The organism is Vibrio sp. Isolate34 (assembly GCF_022397915.1).
In the GTDB taxonomy this organism is placed as follows: Bacteria; Pseudomonadota; Gammaproteobacteria; order Enterobacterales; family Vibrionaceae; genus Vibrio.
Window position 1 is genome coordinate 184,866 of the sequence record NZ_JAKEUO010000009.1, and the last position, 19,971, is coordinate 204,836.

The 19,971-nt window shown below is 45.6% G+C and carries 6 protein-coding genes and 1 pseudogene; 1 reads left to right on the plus strand and 6 read right to left on the minus strand.

What is annotated here, in order from left to right:
* Window positions 1–60: 60 nt before the first annotated feature.
* Genes L1D22_RS12140 through L1D22_RS12165 form a run of 6 tightly spaced genes read right to left on the minus strand, consistent with a single transcriptional unit; the run spans window position 61 to window position 9,118 of the window.
* On the minus strand, window positions 61–2,199 hold the full coding sequence (locus tag L1D22_RS12140) for an ATP-binding cassette domain-containing protein (RefSeq protein ID WP_239829986.1): 2,139 nt from the start codon (window positions 2,197–2,199) through the stop codon (window positions 61–63).
* The gene (locus tag L1D22_RS12145; protein ID WP_239829988.1) at window positions 2,196–3,782 is read right to left on the minus strand and encodes an ABC transporter transmembrane domain-containing protein; all 1,587 of its coding nucleotides are present in this window, start codon (window positions 3,780–3,782) and stop codon (window positions 2,196–2,198) included. Before L1D22_RS12145 ends, L1D22_RS12140 begins: the two co-directional genes overlap by 4 nt.
* Window positions 3,772–5,196, minus strand: a complete 1,425-nt coding sequence (locus L1D22_RS12150) for a TolC family protein (protein ID WP_239829990.1) — start codon at window positions 5,194–5,196, stop codon at window positions 3,772–3,774. The genes L1D22_RS12145 and L1D22_RS12150 overlap by 11 nt, the downstream gene beginning before the upstream one ends.
* Window positions 5,171–7,402, minus strand: coding sequence for a response regulator (locus L1D22_RS12155; RefSeq protein ID WP_239829992.1), 2,232 nt, complete (start codon window positions 7,400–7,402; stop codon window positions 5,171–5,173). The genes L1D22_RS12150 and L1D22_RS12155 overlap by 26 nt, the downstream gene beginning before the upstream one ends.
* Before the next feature lie 3 nt (window positions 7,403–7,405).
* Window positions 7,406–8,755, minus strand: a complete 1,350-nt coding sequence (locus L1D22_RS12160; RefSeq protein ID WP_239829994.1) for an HlyD family type I secretion periplasmic adaptor subunit — start codon at window positions 8,753–8,755, stop codon at window positions 7,406–7,408.
* 12 nt (window positions 8,756–8,767) lie between these two features.
* Window positions 8,768–9,118 carry a hypothetical protein gene (locus L1D22_RS12165; protein ID WP_239829996.1) on the minus strand — a complete coding sequence of 117 codons (351 nt, stop codon included), beginning with the start codon at window positions 9,116–9,118 and terminating at the stop codon, window positions 8,768–8,770.
* Between the two features lie 188 nt (window positions 9,119–9,306).
* Between L1D22_RS12165 and L1D22_RS12170 the strand changes: the two are divergent.
* Window positions 9,307–19,971: pseudogene (locus tag L1D22_RS12170) on the plus strand (tandem-95 repeat protein); the annotation flags it as partial.

Below are 19,971 nucleotides of genomic sequence, written 5' to 3' on the forward strand. Positions count from 1 at the left end.
TGTTTTTGTCAATTACATCCATTTATCTAACGAGTAATTTGTGAATAAGCGTTGTCGTGTTTAACTTAAACTGTTTAAGTATTTATCTGTTAAGCCAAAATATTTCAAATTCCCATCGGGTTCGAGAACCAAACTCATGTTAGAAGTCGCGATCAAACCGGGATCATTGGTCGAAAAAATGACGGTTTTATTCAGCAACTTATCGCTGAATAAACGGTTGAAGTACTGAGCATTTTCATTTTCAGCCCCGTTGAATGGTTCATCAATGATTATCAGAGATTGCTCACAGTTACCTAAGCCAAGCGCTAGACGCAGCTTTTGCTGAATGCCATTGGGAAGGCTCTTGCATTTATCGACACTCAATTGAGTCGCTAAGCCCTCTGGGAGCCATTCATCTAATTCGAAGAAACTCACGATCTCTTGCATCTTTTCAGTAGGGATTAACCCATTGTGCAGAATGAAGTTAGTCTCCAAAGAGCCTTCAAAAATGTGCAGATTGAAAGGGATGTAGTTAATCGAAGTTCGATAACGGTAACTGTTGAACTGCTTGATGTTATAGCCATCGACAGACACAGCTCCCTGATAGCGGTCTTCTAAACCAGCAATGATCGATATGAGTGTGGTTTTTCCGCAGCCAGTTGGACCACAAATAACGACTTTTGCACTAGGAGGTATCTTGAAACCAAGGTTGGTTAATCCAGTCGCTGCGCCTGTGTAACGATGGCTGACACCACTTCCCACAATGCTGCCTTGGAATAGACGAATCGGTGGGCTTTTCTCTAAGGTCAATTTGTCATCATTCATCGACATCAAATTATTGATCTGTGCTGATGAAGCTTTGATCGACTGGAACTTAGAAATTGAGTTATAGATGCCCATAATCGGGCCTAACGCTTTCCAAACTAAAATAACGGTCGCGAGCATTGCTCCCGCATCAGAAGTACCTTCCATCACGCCAATAACTGCGGTCACGATACTTGCTGTACCAATCACTTGAATCAAACTGCCACCGGCGGCCTGAATCTTACTGTTAGTCACGGCAACGTTCTCGGCATCACTGGTACTTTGCATATGCGATGCACTGAATCGAGATTGAACGACACGAAGTAAAGGCAGGCCTTGGATAGTTTTGATACCACGAAGGATTTCGTTCCATTGATACGAGACCATCGCATTTGCGCGTGAGCTTTTGGACGTGGCTTGCGAGTAGATATAGCGCGAGTAAATACAGAACACTAACATCAGGATTAAACCACCCATCACCACCAATGCTGCTGTACCAGACATCAGAGCAATGGCGATGATAAATACGATCACAAACGGCATGTCAAAATAGCTGAGCGTCGATTCGGCAGTCACCAAGCGTCGGAAGGTATCGATATCTTTCAAACGTGCTAACTGAGAAGAGACCCCAGCTGTAGATGTCATTGCGTAGGGCAGCCACAGTAGTTTCGATATTACGGCTTGCGAGATGTGCACGGCGAGATCTTTACCGGACGTGGCAATGATGTTGACCCGCATCTTTTTAAAGAAATACTCCGAGAAGCCAACAATAATGGCAAATAAGGTTAACCAATAGAGTGTGGCTTGAGAGCTCGAAGTCAGTGCAAAGTTATATACACTCATAATAAAGAAGGGCTGTAATGCACCGAGAATACTGATGACGAAGCTGAGAATCATCAGACTTTTAAGTTCATTGTTGTAACGGTAGAAAGCGTATTTAATCCAATTACTGCGGTCTTGCGATTCCGGCGGTGGTTCGCGGAATAAACGAGAATATTCGCTGATTGCAATCAATAAGCAAGGCTTCTTACACATTGGATACTCAATGGTGTTGTTGTTTGTGTAATCAAACAGAAGCAGTTTTCCGTCTTTGGTACCCAAGAAGATAGCACTAAGGTTTTCTATCTCGATAAAGCATGGGTGAGGGTGCTTATCGATATTTTCGAGTGTTTTTAACTTGGTTACATCACAACGGTACCCAAGGCGCTCTATGGTTGCAGTAAAGCTATCGCCGTCTTTGGGTTTTGGAATAAAAGCATCGCTGAGTATAGCGGGCGTGCCTTCCCATTCGAGAGCTATCAAGGTGTAGGCCAAACCACGAATAAGTGGCGATTGACTGTAGCGTTCATCATAACCGCTCGCTTCGAAATCTAAGACACGCTGCGGGACGTTGTTGAAGTCAACTAGGATACTCATTGGTCACCTCCCGTAAGTTTGACACGTTTGAGGCGGTGGTTAAGTTTATCCATCTTGTTACTGGCGATGATTAAGATCTTGTCATTAGCACGATAGGCGGTGCTGGTGAGTACAACACGTGCAAACTCTTCATCAAACACACAATCAATGTCATCGAATATCAATACACGTTTACTTGCGAGTAGGGCTCGTACTAATAACAGCGCGTAACCAACTTGGCGTGAGAATGGGTTACGTATGTGACCTTTGAGTTCGGTATAGAAACCTGCAGGCAACCCATCGATTTGTGCCTTGATGTTCATGGTTTCACATAAGGCGAAAGCCGTATTATTCAAGCTCGGGCGGAAACAGGTGAGGTTATCGATAATGGTTCCTTCGACGAACGAGCTTGTCTTATCGACCATCAACACACTGTTACGCCAAACGTTATAGTTAACGTCATCGAGAGGCGTGTCGTTAATCATGATGTCCAACTTGCTATCACTATTCTGCCTTGTAATGCAGTTGGCGAGGTGGGTTTTGCCTGAGCCACTTTTCCCTGTCAGTAAATAGGCTTGGCCGAGTTCGAACTCGATGCGCTGTTTTTCCGAATACTTAACAGAAATACGTTCTACCTCTGTTGTCTCATGTTGGTGTTCAACAGAGGCTGCCAGTTCAAGAAGTTCGGCAATACGTTGTATGTGGAGCTTGTTTAGCTCCCAACGGCTCGCAGTACGCATCACTTGTTGGTAGGGCGCGAAGTAACGATTGGTCAGCATGATGATTGCAGCCATGATGCCTTGGCTAGATTCCATATTGATTACCGCTGTCGCCAAAACGACAACCACACAAGCAATAGAAAGTTGTTGAATCAGCGCCAATATAAGGCCGAAGTTCGATTCAATTTGCTCATACTTGATGTTCTCTACTTCACGCTCTTCAACCATTTGAGTCATTAAGCTTTCAACGCGATATTCCATGTTTCGAGCTTTGATATCCAATGGGCTCGAGATGATCTCAATGATTTTGGATGTGGTTAAGCCTTCGATATCTGACTTATTCTGTAAGCTGCCAATCTTCTGTTTAGAAAGACTCCAAGCGAAAATGGCTAAAATCAGCGAGGCAATAAGAAGTGTCACACCAGCCCATATGTTAATTAGGCCAATAATGAGGATGGTAATCACACTGACGGCTAGGTTAATCAGCGCTCGAACCGATTCGCCACCAAAGAAGGTTTTAAGCTCTGGAATGGTTGAGATTCGTTCTAGGTATTCGCCCGGTTCTAAGCGACGAAATTTAGAGATTTCAGCCAAACAGATGGATTGGAATACTTTGTTGGTTAAGTTGGTCTCAAACTGCCTCATGATGACGGAAGATATCTTCTCTTCCTGACTTTTAAGGTGGTAGTCGAGGAAGATAGAAATCAAGATAATCGCGAACAATAAGAACAAGGTGTCTTGAGCTTGGTTGGGTAATACTCGATCAAAAATGATCAGAATAGAGAAGGGCAATACCAAGCCAAATAAGGTAGAAATTATCGTAGAGAAAGTCAGATAACACTTATCTGCCATATTGATCTTTTGAGAAAACTGCTCAGTTTGCATTACGGCCTCCTTTCTTCAATGAATCCGTTGAAAGAAGGTGTTTAGGCACGAGTTCTTGATTATCGCGACCTTCGATATCGCTCATTAATTGCATGATGCTTTCGATAGATTTAATCGAGAGTACGCCTTTTGTTTGTTCAAGCTTAATGGTCTCTATGATGTAGTCGTATCGTGCGCTTTCGTAGTCTCTTAAGGCGCTAAACAGTTTACTTTCAGCGGCAAGCAGGTCGGTTATGGTACGTGTACCTAACTGGTAAGCTCTTTGGATCCCTTTGTAAGACGCATAGTTGGCACGAATGATGTTTTCGTAACTGCTAATAGATTGCGAGAAATCATTAATGTTGAGGACTGCGGTATTGACGCTGTTACGTGTTGTATAAAGAGAGTCTTGGTAAAGCAGTTCGGTACGCTCGATGGCGGTCGATGATTTTTGATAACCGTAGTAATCAGAGCCACCAGATAAGATAGGCACGGCTAGGTTTAAGCCAACGCTGGTTGAGTTACTTTCACCTGTCGCTGTGATGTCGGTTTTGTCGTAGTTATTGGCGTCATCGTGACGATAACTGGCTGAAAGCGATACAGTAGGTAAGAAGTTCGAACCGCTCTCTTTTAAGCTTCGTCGGCTTCTCTCGACGTTTTTCTTGGCTACTAGTAAGTCGTTGTTGAGCTTTAATGCTTGATCCATGATTGAGCGTTGCTCGGTCTCGTTTATCTCTTTAAGAGGTACACTTTCGTATATGTCTTGCGACGGAGTAATAGGGTATTGAATCTGAATCGATAGCCCGTTGAGAATAACACGTCGATCTTTTTGCAAGGTTCTCAATCGATTCGACACACCTTCTTTTTGAGCAATCACTTCATAAAGCTCACTGGCGGCTGTATTGCCGAGCTCCACATTGCGTCGCATCTGATGCTCACGTGTTTCAGACGACTTAAGCTCTACCTTGGTCGCTTTGATTTGTGCATTGTTTTTCAAGTACTCAAAGTACTGAGAGCCGATTTCCGAAATAGTACTTTGGATTTTGTTCTCGTGTTTAATCTCTTCGATATTGAAGTCGAGTTTTGCTGTTCCATATTTGAAAATATCGCCGAGATTGAATATCGATTGGGACAGGGAGAGGCTGTAGCTGTTCGAGTTATAGCTTGAAGTTTCATCAGGCACACTTGATAGCAAGGTTTTATTTTCATTCCATGTGGTATCGGCAGCACCATTGAGGGAAGGAAGAAATTTAGAGCGGCTGATACCAATGTTGTACTTGTTCTCTTCGACTCCTTTATCACTCGCGCGAAGAGAGAGACTGTTTTGCAGGCCGAGTTCTACCGCCTCAAGCAGGGTAGTCGCCGATGCTGAAGGTGTCGTGCTTAATGTAAGCGCAGCTATGATGCTGCTAGTTAAGTTTCTGTACCGCCACATACTTGTTGATCACCTTGATGATTTCGTCGCTTTTATAAGGTTTGCTGATCACGTAATCCATTCCGGCTTCAATACAAGCCTGGTGTTCGTTACTGCTGGTCAATGCGGTTGCACCTATGATGGTACAAGGGTTTTTCTCGTTTTCTTGTTCAAACTGGCGAATGCGTTTTGTCGCCTCAATGCCACCCATACCCGGCATGATGCAGTCCATGAAGATGATGTCAGAACGTTGATTCATGAAGTGCTTCACTGCGTCGGCACCGTCGCCGACCGTGTCTGGTTCGTACTCTTGTTTGGTCAAAATTCGTTTGAGTAAGATTTGCTGAACTCGGTCATCCTCTACGATTAGGAATGAGCTGTTCTCCATCTGCTCTTCTGATGCTTCCGCTTCCATAATGGTGAGTAGGTTTGGAATGAACTCATAAGGAATCGCAGGGGAGTTAATGATCTTATCGACGAAGCTATGACACTCTTGCGCTTGCTGCGTATTGGTCACCGACAGCAATAGCTTGGTATTAGGGTGATTTTTAAGCTGGGATTTGACCGTTTTGCTGAGTGAAGGCAATTTGTTGGGTTCAAAGGTATCGGTCAACATAATTGCATCGTATTCACCAAATGTTTTCGCAGCTGAGAACAACTCATTGGCAGTGCGAATTTCGGTGATATCCAGCCCCAAATTGCTGAGCATTTTCTTCATCACATCGATACGAACTTGAGTATTCGCGCACAGCAGTAATCGCTTGCCATCGAAGCGTGTTTTTTCTGTGTGGAAGTTCTTCGCTTTTAGGTCGAGCTCAATCTGAAAGCGTTCCTGCGCTCCCGATTGGAACCAATGGCTTTCGTAATAGCCGTAATCTTTCAAAACGCTTTTCGCTAAATCGTCTGTGTTAGCCGTGTGATCTTTATGTGTGCTCCAGTGAAGTTTATTGAGCTTGGCAACAGAGACATCCAGTGTTGATAAGAAGTTGAGGTTGATGGTGACACGGGTGTTTTCCATATCTGAAGCTGCACCTGATTCAATCGTGACAAATAGCTTCTTATTCGACTTGAGTTGAATAGCATTCGAAAGCTGCAGAAACAAAATCCAGAATAGGCTGGTGGATTGGCCTGCAACACGGTTTGGTAAATTATCAGAGATAAAACAGTCGAGTTCGCCTTCATTTCGCTGAACTTTAGCGCTAATGTGAATCATCAATTCTGATAATACACTGAGCAGCGAGAACTCTTTCGATTTGCTTTCCGTTCCTTGAGAAATCAGTCGGTTATAGTTTTCTGCAAGTTCCGATAGGGTATTAGAAGCAGAGGTAATGTCCTTCGCCATTAACACACCGCTTTCATCGGTTTCTTGAACCAGATACTGAACACCGCCGTTGATGGTGTTGGTGATACCGCGAATCTCATAGCCAATCAGTGCGTATAGTTGTTTATACAGATCGTTATTGCGTTTTTGGTCTTCCAATTTACTGAAGATCAGCTTGAGGTGAGAGTAGATCTGGCGCTGTTTAGGATTGATACTCACTTCATTGAGAAGCTCTTCAAGTCTCTGTAAATCCAGCTGTTTCAACTCTTGATACAAGGCATCAAACTCATAATCAATTTGACGCTCGTTAGAGCTGGATTTCTTCAGCTTCAATATGGCCACTAGGTTCGACAGCGCAGCAATCACAGCCAATATCACGACCACCATAAACAACCAGACAAAGAACTCGTTTTTCTCAGACATCAGGTCGCTGGCATGGTTGTTAAATATGGTGCGATAGTTGTCGTCCATCTGCAGGTAGTTGTTCGTCAGCGACAGGTATAAATCGAGCACGTCGTTGCGTGTTTTTGCGCTGCCGGAAAAGCGATTAATAGCCAATTCTAGTTGTGTGTATTCGGTTGCGCCAACCAGACTGAAATCGGTTTTGTTCAATGAGGCCAATGAGCGAAACTCGTCGATTTCACTTTTCAGCGTTGATAGGTTCAACTCATTGCTGCTGCAGTTGTTCGCTTTTAAGCAATGCTGCAAGGTTTGGATATCAAGTTCTATGGTCTGGTTGAGTTCTTGAGCTTGTATTAGAAGTGGGGCACTTTGCACTTGTGCAATAGAATCTACTTTCGACCAAGAAAAGTATAAATAGAAAGCGAGAGCGGCCAGTACGACGCTAAGCAAGATGCTGAGTCGCAAGGCCGGTACGGAAATGTTGTAAGAAGGTTTTCCGCTCATTAATTACCTCTCATCGAATGCATCTTCGATGGCAGACATCACTGGTTTTGCTGCGTATTCGATTACACGGCGTGAGCCCGTTTTAACGTCGGCAGTAAACTCCATATAAGGCGATAACTTGTATTGAGTGCCTCCTCGCTCAAGAAAGTTTTGGTCAATTTCAATCTCTGCTAAATAGAACTCGGCATCTTCTTCTTCATAAGACGAACGGCTTATTGAGGCGATGGTCCCCTCAACAAATCCATATTTGGCGAAGTTATAAGTGTCCATTTTTACTTTCACTGCTTGGCCAATTTCAACAAAACCCATGTCTTTACGCGGGATCTTTGCTTCACCGTGTAACGAGTTATTGATTGGTGCAATATCAGCGATACTTTCGCCAGGTGGTATAACCGCAGAGCGGAAGTTGAAGTGTAGTTTGTCGACCACACCATCGACTGGTGAGTAGACAATGAGGCGGTCAACCTTGTCAGAATGCTGCGGTTGTAGGATTCGCTTCAGCTTGAGGTCTTTATTCGCTTGAATGATTTGCGCTTGATATTCAGAGTTACGATTCTCAACCAAATCTCGATGTTGTTTTTCCAGTTTGTCGAGTTGAAATCGTTCATTCATCACAGACTCATCAAGGTTCTCAATCTCACGAACCATATTGGATTCTTGTACTTTCATGTTAAGAACGTCGACATATGACGCCATCTCTTCTTTATAGAGGGTGTTTTTGATGTTGAGCTGCTTACGTATCAGAGAGAGTTGATTCTCAGAACTTTTGCGACGCTTTAACATTGAACTGATTAACGAATTCTTGTGCTTAATATCGTGTGTGATGAGTTCTTCATTTGAACGGTTCTTTGAGAACTCTTGTCGCCACGTGTTCATGTTGGTCTGTACTTGTTCTGGATACTGTTCAATGAAGTTGGCGAAATTGGGTTCCACCATGTCACGCAAACTTTCATAACGAATCTTGTCGAGCTCAAGCTGAACGATCTCCGTGTTCACGGTGTCGAGCTGAGTGTTGCGGTCGAGTGAACGGATTCGCGCGATAGGTTGGCCTTCGTATACGACTTCACCTTTTCTCACCAATAACTCTTCTAATATCCCACCTTCTAGGTGTTGAACCTTCTCTACATCAGACTCTAATAACAACTCTCCACGCACAGAAACAACAATGTCGATACGTGCCTGTGACGCCACGGCGATAGCGACTAAAGCGAGCAAGAATATAATGAGCAACGTTTTGTGAACGCTGGTCATGGCACTAGCAAGCACAATAGTGTCATCCGCTGTGACCTTAGAAGCCTCGTTATTGGAAACAATAGCTTTTCTGAGGTGATGTTCTATTTGGTTATTGCTCATGACTAACCTCGGTTACTTGCCATCTATTACTTCCTTAATATCCAACAAGTGGTTGATTTGTCGATTGACGTTTTGTAGTTCAGTTTTTACATCCTCTATAAGCTCTTGCGGCGCATGGAAACCGTGTCTACTCAAGTGTTCCAATTTAGCCATTTTGGGCGGAAGGTCTTGATCGCAAAGCAAAGTTAAGATGGCCTTTAATTTTTTTGAGTAGCTGTTGAGTTCATCAAAACGATTACCTTTATGAAGCTCTTCTATATTTAGGGCTGCGTCAGAAAAGTCATTGTAAAAGTCGCCTAATAGCAATTGCAGCCCTTTGTGGTTGTTGTCGACCGAGCGCAACAAATTTGTCATGTCAATCATCGCTCCACTGCCTTAATTGCTTTAATCACAATAACTAAGGATCTTTAAAGGCAGTTTTCAAATTTTTTTTGATTCTTTCTCTTTAAAAAGTAATTTTGAAAAATGTTGTATAAAAAATTGGTTTTTCAAAATGATGTCCTTTAATGCTTCTAAATACGATCAGTTAGCTAGTAGCAACGGAGGCTGTAATGGCAGGCGAAAATAACCAAAACGAAGATCTAAATGACGCGGTAGAACAAACGGACACGAACGACGCGGGTACACCCTCCCAGCAGCAGAATCAACAAAACCAACAGAATACAATTGCGTCTACTATAGCGACGGGTGCTGAAAACACCGACGCAGCAGACGAAATTAACCAAGCGTTAGAAGACAACCCAAGTGGCGCTGGTAATTCAGAAGAAGCAGCGGCTTCAGGTGGTGCGGTTCAAGAGGACACACCAGAAAGTGGTGGTGATTCAGATGCTGCTCAATCAAACGTTGTAGACAGTGCCGCTTCGGACGCCGGTGCAGGTGATGCAGCAGGCAGTGGCGGCGGTTCAGGAGCCGGTGCTCAAGCAGTAGGTGGTGGCGAGAGTACCGCTTCTGAAGGTGGTTCAGATGCTGAAGGCAATGAAGAACAGGGCCAAGCCGCGAGAACGTCAGCTGCGCCTAGTGCGGATTCTTCTGGCTCTGACGAACAACCCGTGGGCGATGATTTAGATTCACAAACGGTAGAAGAGACATTCGCCGTTGATGTTCAAGCTTCGGACGAAGAGACCATCAGTGAAGTAGAAGATGACTTTGATTCTGAAACGGTAAGTGAAACGTTCAAAATCAAAGTAGAAAGCGAAAATGATTCGCCAGAAGCTGAACAAGATCTGGCTTACATCATGGATGAAGATGGCTCCATAACATTCACTCAAGAACAATTACTCGAATACGCAAGTGATGTAGATGGGGACGAGCTTGTTGCTTCTAACGTTCAAGTTGGTGCTGATGCAACAGTTCAAGACAATGGTGATGGTACTTTCACCGTCGTTCCTTCAGCTGACTTTAATGGCGAATTGGACCTTACTTTCGACATCAGTGACGGACAAGAAACCATAAGCAGCGCCATCGTTCTAACAGTTCGTCCGATCAATGACGCGCCTGTGCCAGAAGATAAAACCTTTGAAATTGAAGAAGATGGCACACTCATCTTCACTGATGCAGACCTATTAACCGGTGCCACGGACATTGAAGGCGACAATCTAACGGTTGAAGGTGTGACCTACGATGGTGGCGACGGTATCCTGACCGACAACGGCAATGGTACGTACACCTTCGCGCCGAATGAAAACTTTAATGGCGACGTCAACTTCAGCTTTGATGTGTCTGACGGCACCGATACGGTGTCTGCGAACATCGATGTCAGCGTAACTGCGGTGGATGATGCGCCAGTTTCGGGCGACCTCGCGTACTCAATCAACGAAGACGGTTCAATTCGTCTAAGCCAAGAGCAGCTGCTGTCGCAAGCATCCGATGTGGAAGGCGATGACCTTACAGCCAGCGGCCTAACGGTGGGCGGTAATGCAACCGTTACTCAAAACGAAGACGGCAGCTTCACGATCACACCAGATGAGAACTTCAAYGGTGACATCGATATCAGCTTCGATATCTCTGATGGCACCAATACGGTTCAAGCCTCTGCAGACCTTACTGTTAACCCAGTTAATGACCTGCCAGTCCCTCAAGACCAACAGTTCAGCGTGGAAGAAGACGGCACGCTCATCTTCACTGATGCCGACCTGTTAACCGGTGCCACGGACATCGAAGGTGACAACCTAACGGTTGAAGGTGTGACCTACGATGGTGGCGACGGTATCCTGACCGACAACGGAAATGGTACGTACATCTTTGCGCCGAATGAAAACTTTAATGGCGACGTCAACTTCAGCTTTGATGTGTCTGACGGTACTGATACGGTTTCAGCAAACATCGATGTCAGCGTAACTGCAGTGGATGATGCGCCAGTGTCGGGTGACTTAGCTTACTCGGTAGATGAAGATGGTTCTATCCATCTAAGCCAAGAGCAGCTGCTGTCGCAAGCATCCGATGTGGAAGGCGATGACCTAACAGTTAGTAGCCTAACGGTTGATGGTGATGCAACAGTTACTCAGAACGAAGATGGCAGCTTTACCATCACGCCAGATGAGAACTTCAATGGTGACATCGATATCAGCTTCGATATCTCCGATGGCACCAATACGGTTCAAGCATCTGCTGACCTAACAGTTAATCCAATCAACGACTTGCCAGTTCCTCAAGATCAACAATTCAGTGTTGAGGAAGACGGTACGCTCATCTTTACAGATGCAGATCTGCTAACAGGTGCAACCGATATTGAAGGTGATGATTTAACGGTTGAAGGCATCAGCTATGAAGGGACTGATGGGGTACTGACGGACCATGGTGACGGCTCATACAGCTTTGCACCAAATGAAAACTTCAATGGCGAGGTTAACTTTAGCTTCGATGTGTCTGATGGTACCGATACCGTATCTGCAAACATCGATGTAAGTGTAACTCCAGAGAACGATCCACCTGTTGCGGGCTCGACGTCTTACACGGTGAATGAAGACAATTCTATTACCATTTCTGATGCACAACTATTGTCAACTTCTTCAGATATCGAAGGGGATGTATCAATAGATAGCGTGACTTACTCGGGTAGTGACGGTGTTCTTGAAATCAACGGTAACGGTACTTATACCTTCTCGCCAAACGAGAACTTCAACGGCGAAATTGCACTTGATGTAGTGGTTGCCGATGAAGAGGGCGCGACCGATGCGACAACTGCGGGTATCACCGTACTAGAAGTGAACGATCCGCCAGTTGCTGGCCCAACGTCTTACACCATTGATGAAGATTCAGTGCTTACATTCAGTGAGTCACAAGTGCTACTTAACGCTTCTGATGTTGAAGGTGATGTTGAGCTTGTCGGCATTAGCTACGACGGTCCAGATGGCATCTTCTCAGTCAATGGTGACGGCACTTGTAGCTTTGCACCGAATGAGAACTTTAATGGCCAAGTTCAACTTGATGTGACCATTCGTGATGAAGACGGCGCAGAAGTTGATACGGTCATCAACGTGGATGTTCTGCCAATTAACGATGTACCAGTATCGGGTGATTTGGCGTACAACGTTAACGAAGACGGTTCAATTACCTTGAGCCAAGAACAATTGCTGTCTCAAGCATCTGACGTTGAGGGCGATGACCTCACTGCGAGCGACCTAACGGTTGATGGCAACGCGACAGTAACCGCTAATGATGACGGCAGCTTCACCATTGTTCCGGATGCGAACTTTAACGGTGACGTTGATATCCAATTCAACATCACAGATGGCACTGACACGGTTCAAGCTACTGCGGATTTAACCGTTAATCCTGCTAATGACTTACCGGTTCCTCAAGACCAACAATTCAGCATTGAAGAAGACGGTATGCTGCAATTCACTGACGCTGACCTGCTTGCAGGTGCCACCGATATTGATGGCGATGACCTCACCGTAGAAGGCATCAGCTACACTGGTGGTGACGGTGTATTAACAGACCATGGTGATGGTACTTATACCTTTGCACCAAATGGGAACTTCAATGGTGATGTGAACTTCAGTTTCGATGTCTCTGATGGCACAGAAACGGTCAGCGCAAACATTGATGTGAGTGTGACGCCTGAAAACGATCCGCCCGTTGCAGGTTCTACTTCGTACATGGTGAACGAAGACAATGCGATTACCATTTCTGATGAGCAATTATTAGCTAACTCTTCGGATATTGAAGGTGCGGTGTCGGTCGATAGCGTGACCTACAGCGGCACCGATGGTGTGTTCCAAGATAACGGCGACGGCAGTTACACCTTCCTTCCTAATGAAAACTTCAGCGGTGACATTAGCCTTGATGTGATTGTCGCAGATGAAGAGGGTGCAATTGATGAAACCACAGCAGGTATTACCGTTCTTGAAGTGAACGATCCACCTGTTGCAGGGCCAACGTCTTACACCATTGATGAAGATTCGGTTCTAACGTTCAGCGAATCACAGATTCTTGTGAATGCTTCAGACGTTGAAGGTGACGTCGAGCTTGTCGGTATCAACTACGACGGGTCAGACGGCATCTTTACCGTCAATGGTGATGGTACATGCAGCTTCGCGCCAAATGAAAACTTTAATGGTCAGGTTCAACTGGATGTGACTATTCAAGATGAAAGTGGCGCTACGGTTGAAACGCACATCAACGTTGATGTACTGCCAATCAACGATCCACCGGTATCTGGTGATCTGGCTTACACGATTAACGAAGACAGTTCAATCACGCTGACACAAGATCAATTGTTAGCACGAGCGGGCGATATCGATAGCGATAATCTAGAAGCGATTAACCTATCGACGGATGAAAACGCGACCATTCAACAAAACGAGGATGGCAGCTACACCATTACACCAGACGCTGATTACAACGGCGACCTAGACCTAAGCTTCGATATCATCGATAACGATGGTGGTGAGGTTCAAGTTGGTCTCGATATTACTGTTAATCCACTGAATGACTTGCCACAAGCGCAAGATCAACAGTTCACAATTGAAGAAGACGGCACATTACTGTTTACCGATGAAGACCTACTTGCTGGAGCATCGGATATTGATGGTGATGAGCTGTCGATTGAAAATGTACTTTACACAGGTGCAGACGGTGTTCTGAGTGACAACGGTGATGGTACTTACAGCTTTGCACCAAACGAAAACTTCAATGGTGATGTTCAATTCTCATTCGATGTTTCTGATGGCACAGGTTCAACACCTGCCGTTATTGATGTTAGCGTAACGCCAGAGAATGATCCGCCAGTTGCGGGCTCAACGTCTTACACAATGCAAGAAGATGGCCAAATCACTATTAGTGATGAGCAGCTATTAGCGAATTCGTCAGATGTTGAAGGCGATGTTTCACTATCAAGTGTGAGTTATGGCGGTGATGATGGCTCATTCGTCGATAACGGTAATGGCACATTTACCTTTACGCCAAACGAAAACTTCGACGGTGACCTCTCATTGGATGTTGTGGTCGTTGACGAAGATGGCACTACGGCAACTACCACAGCAGGAATTGATGTTATTGCTGTGAATGACGGCCCTGAAACTTCGGGCATTCAGGCTGAAGTTGACGAAGATAATTCAATCACTATTACTCAAGATCAGTTACTTGCGAATGCGACCGACGTTGAAGGTGATGAGTTAACGGCAACTAACCTACAAACCAACGATCCTGACGCGACGATCGTTGCGAATGACGATGGCTCATTCACTATCACGCACACAGAAAACTTCAATGGCGAGTTAGATTTCACATACAGCATCAGCGATGGTGAAAATGAAGTCCTGACCACACTGGATTTAACCGTTAACCCAGTCAATGACGCACCAGAAGCGGGTGAAGAGATCTTCATCCAAGCACAAGAAGACCAAACAGTTGGTGTAACGCTTCGTGAAGAGGCTGCATTACGTTTAGATCAAGCACCAGAAAACGGCATTATTGAAGCTAATCTTGATAATGAGTGGGTAGTACTGGAAGTTGGTCAAGAAGTACCAGCTGACACGGAAGTACGTTTCGTGCCAAGTGAAGATGCTCTAGCAAACGGTACTCATACAACGCAAATTGGTACCTTCGATGATAATGCGAGCGTGGATGACTGGGGAACAGAAGTTGACCCATATACTCGTGAATTCTCGGATGGTGACTTAACGGTTACGGTTCAAAGTAACGATGATCCGCTGGGTGCATGGAATGGTAATACTCATATTGGTCATGGTATCGGTGATACTGACCGTCAAGGCTTGAGTGGTGATGAGAAACTGACCATTTCTGTTGAAGGCCAAGACATCAACGAAATTAGCTTCCACCTAGATGGTTTGGGTGGTTGGTTCATGGAAGAGTCGCGTCACTTTACAGAAGTAGAAATTCGCGCCTTCAATGAAGACGGAGACATGATCGACTCGATGACTTACCACAAAGAAGACCGTGGTACGTTCGAGACCGATTACACACTGACTGTTGACCAACCTGTGTCTTACTTTGAACTAGGCACAGTGCAAGGTAACGGTACTTATGTTGTTCAAAACATGACAGTGTCACAAACTTGTCATGATGAAGCCGTGTTCACATCGATCGGTGTAGACGGTTCTGAAATCACTGAAACGGTTGAATTGAACATCCATGCGGGTGACAACGAAATCGAACTAACTGCAGATCTTCCTAATATCACTATCGATACTGAAGGTTCAGCTCAGGTTGCTTCTGTTGTGATTACTGAAGAACAACTGCTAGCTCAAGCATCAGACATTGATGGCGATGATCTTGATATTCAAAATCTAGAGCTGGTGGGTGAAAACTCAGAGCATGCAACACTAACAGATAACGGTGATGGCACTTGGACAGTAACACCGGATGAAAACTTCTACGGTGAAATTGAGCTCGGTTACCAAGTTAGTGATGGTGAGCTAACTGACGACAACATCATTAACATCAACTTCGAATCGGTGAATGATGCGCCAATCGTTTCTGGCCCAATTGTTCTATCGACAGATGAAGACCAAGGAATCACGTTTAGCGCAGATGATTTGTTGGCGAATACCACAGATGTAGAAGGCGATACGCTGTCGATTTCTGACATCACTTACGGTGGTGATGACGGTGATTTAGTCGACAATGGCGATGGTACATTTACCTTCATGCCGAATGAAAACTTCAACGGTGAAATTGACATCGACTACAAGGTGTTCGATGGTACTGATGAAGTGGCAACGCACTTAGACCTAACGGTTGTGCCTGTTAACGATGTTCCAGTTCCAGGTGAGCCGCTACACACCCAAATGCTAGAAAATGGCTCGATTGTCATTGAAGCGAAAGACCTTCTATCTGGCGCGACGGATGTCGATGGTGACATTCTCCATGTCGAAAACCTACTGCTTGCAGACCAAACGCAAGGTACGCTAACAGACAATGGCGACAACACATTCACCTTCGAACCTGCTGAGAACTTCTATGGTGAAGTGAACCTGACCTTCGATATCAGTGATGGTCAAGCAAGCGCACCAAGCACGGCAAGAGTTGACGTTGAGATTGTCAACGAAGGCCCTGAAGTGAGCGGTCCAATAGAAGCGGCGGTTGATGAAGATGGTTCAATCACCATTACGCAAGAGGACTTGTTAGCGAACGCGACAGATGTCGATGGCGACAATCTTGAAGCGGTTAACTTAGCGACCAATGATCCAAATGCGGTTATCGTAGAAAACTCCGACGGTAGTTTCACTATCACACCAAGCGCCGACTTCTTTGGTGAGATTGAGTTCACTTACGATGTGACAGATGCGATTGAGACAGTTGCAGCTGACCTTAACTTAACCGTAAATCCTATCAACGATGCGCCAGATGTGCCGGACATGTCTTTCACCACGGAAGACGGTCAAGCCATTACCATTACCGAAGCTGAGCTACTGGCACAAGCGACAGACATTGAAGGCGATGAGCTGTCTGTGGTGAATGTGACTAGCGCGAGCGACACAGTAGAAGTCACGGATAACGGTGATGGAACATACACATTAACGCCAGAACAGGGCTTCTTCGGCAATGTTGATCTCGCGTTTGATGTGAGCGACGGCACTGATGTGGTCGCGGCAAACATCGACCTGAAAGTTGAATTCGTCAACGACGCACCAGAAGCAACGCCAATGGTTGCGGATGTTGACGAAGATGGTTCAATTCTGGTTACACAAGAGATGCTGTTGGAGAACGCGAGTGACCAAGATGGCGATGAGCTGTTTGCTACTTCGCTTGAAACTAACGATCCAAATGCAAGTATCGTAGACAATGGCGATGGCACTTACACGGTGACACCTTCGGAGAACTTCAACGGTGATATCGCATTCACTTATGAGGTGAGTGACGGTGAGCTGAGCACGTCTAATGATATGACATTGACCGTTAATCCGGTGAATGACACTCCAATTGTTGCTCCAGGCCTGTACCACATTGAAGAGGATGGCAGCATCCTGTTCACTCAAGAAGATCTGTTGAGTGGTGCGATTGATATTGATGGCGACGACCTAAGCGTTACTAGCATTAATTACTCTGGCGATGAAGGCACAGTCACCGACAATGGTGACGGCACGTTCAGCTTCGTTCCTGAAGAGCACTTTAGTGGTGATCTACAGTTCAGCTTTACCGTGACCGACGGCACAACTGAAGTCGAGCAAGACCTTAATGTTCACATTGAAGCGGTCGCGGATGCGCCGGATCTTGTGATTACCGATGGCGATGGCGTTAACGTTGATGACCAAGCTATTTTGGTTGAGCCAGGAGGCATTGTTGAACTGAACATTGCTGCGGCACTTGTCGACCAAGACTTGTCTGAAACACTCACCGTAACGGTAGATGGTGTGCCAGAAGGTTCGGTTATCCAATACGATAACGAAGGCGTTCTGAATGATCAAAAGAACGGTATCACCAGTTACAACGATACTGAAATCACAGTAACGTTTGAAGGCGAAACCGCGGGCTACCAAAACGCAGCGGGTTACTACAAAGTTGACGAAGACGGTAACATCACAGGTGTTGAAGTTGTTTACGAAAACGCATCACAAGTTGGTGGTGGCGGTGACCTTGTCCCAGGGCAAGATCAATTCAGCTTCCAAGTTGCAGAAGGTGAAAGCTTCAACCTGTTCTTGATTCCAAACGGACATCAGCACAACGACTTTGACGCGATGCAAGAAGGTCAGTATGAGTTCCGTGCTGAAGATGGTTCGCCTGCAAATATGGACACGGTTGATCCTCAACTTGTGTTTGTTGCTGCCGATGGCACTGAAACAGTGATTCAAGGCCAGAATGGTGACGCGATCTTCCACGGTGGTTCAAGTGCTCAACTAAACCAAGATGGTATCGAACATACTCGCACCACGGTTAATGAAGACGGCGAGCTGGTTTACGGGTTTGAAGATTTGTATGGCGGCGGTGACGCTGACTATACCGATTTCAATTTCACCATTGATGTGGGTGAGGTGAACAGCCAAATCTATAGCGGTGAGGTAACGGTTGGCCCGGATGGTTCTGTAACGCTACCAACAACGGCTATCGCACAAGAGCTGCAAATCCAGCTACCGGAAGACTTTAATGAACAGCTTGAAGTTCATGTAACTGCAACCGCAACAGAGCTATCGAATGATGATTCTGAAACGGTCTCTCAAACCATCTACATTAATGCGACAGGCGCGCACATTGAACACGCACCTGAAGCACTCCCTGTTGCCGCAACAGTGGAAGAAGATGGTTCAATTATCATCACGCAAGAAGACTTGTTGGCTAACGCTCGCGATTTAGATGGCGACCAACTTACAGCGCTTAACTTAGCGACTGATGACGACAGCATAACTATCACAGATAACGGGGATGGTACTTACACATTAACGCCAGACGCTGACTTCAACGGGGATGTTAACTTCACCTTCGATGTGTCGGATGGTGATGATGTTGTCTCTACTAACTTAGAGTTAACCGTTTCACCAGTGAATGATGGTCCAGAAGCACAAGACCAGACATTCACAGTCGGCGAAGATGGCGTGGTAACGTTCAATGACGAAGACCTATTAACAGGTGCGACGGACATTGAGGGAGACGACCTAAGTGTTGAAGGTGTAACGTACACTGGAACAGACGGTGTCCTAACTGATAATGGCGATGGCAGTTACAGCTTCGCACCAAATGAGAACTTCAATGGTGACGTGAACTTTAGCTTTGATGTGTCAGATGGCACAGATACGGTTCAAGCCAACATTGATGTCAGTGTGACACCAGAGAACGATCCACCGGTTGCAGGTAGCACGTCTTACACCGTTCATGAAGACAACTCAATTACCATCAGCGATGAGCAGCTTCTAGCGAACTCTTCGGATATCGAAGGTGAGGTTGCCGTCGATAGCGTGACTTACTCTGGTACGGATGGTGTATTTGAAGACAACGGCGATGGTACTTACACCTTCTTACCAAACGAAAACTTCAACGGCGAAGTGAGCCTAGATGTTGTTGTAGCGGATGAAGATGGCGCGACTGAAGCAACCACCGCGGGTATTACTGTACTTGAGGTGAACGATCCGCCAATTGTAGGTGTAACAAGTTACACCGAACCTAGCGAACTCTTCGGATATCGAAGGTGAGGTTGCCGTCGATAGCGTGACTTACTCTGGTACGGATGGTGTATTTGAAGACAACGGCGATGGTACTTACACCTTCTTACCAAACGAAAACTTCAACGGCGAAGTGAGCCTAGATGTTGTTGTAGCGGATGAAGATGGCGCGACTGAAGCAACCACCGCGGGTATTACTGTACTTGAGGTGAACGATCCGCCAATTGTAGGTGTAACAAGTTACTCCGTGAACGAAGATGAAGTGATTACCATCAGTTCTGAGCAACTGTTGGCGAATGCTTCAGATATCGAAGGTGAAGTGGCGATTGATAGCGTTAACTACACCGGTTCAGACGGTATCTTTACTGATAATGGTGACGGTACGTTCAGCTTCGCACCAAACGCAAACTTCGACGGTGATGTTAGCCTTGATGTAGTAGTGACCGATGAAGACGGCGCAACCGCAACCACTACAGCAAACATTGATGTTCTGCCTGTGAACGATGCTCCGGTATCGGGCGACTTGGCGTACAGCGTGGACGAAGATGGTTCAATTACGTTGAGCCAAGAGCAATTACTTGCTCAAGCGAGCGATGTTGACGGCGATGACTTAACAGCGGCTAACTTAACCGTTGGTGGTGATGCGAGCGTCACTGC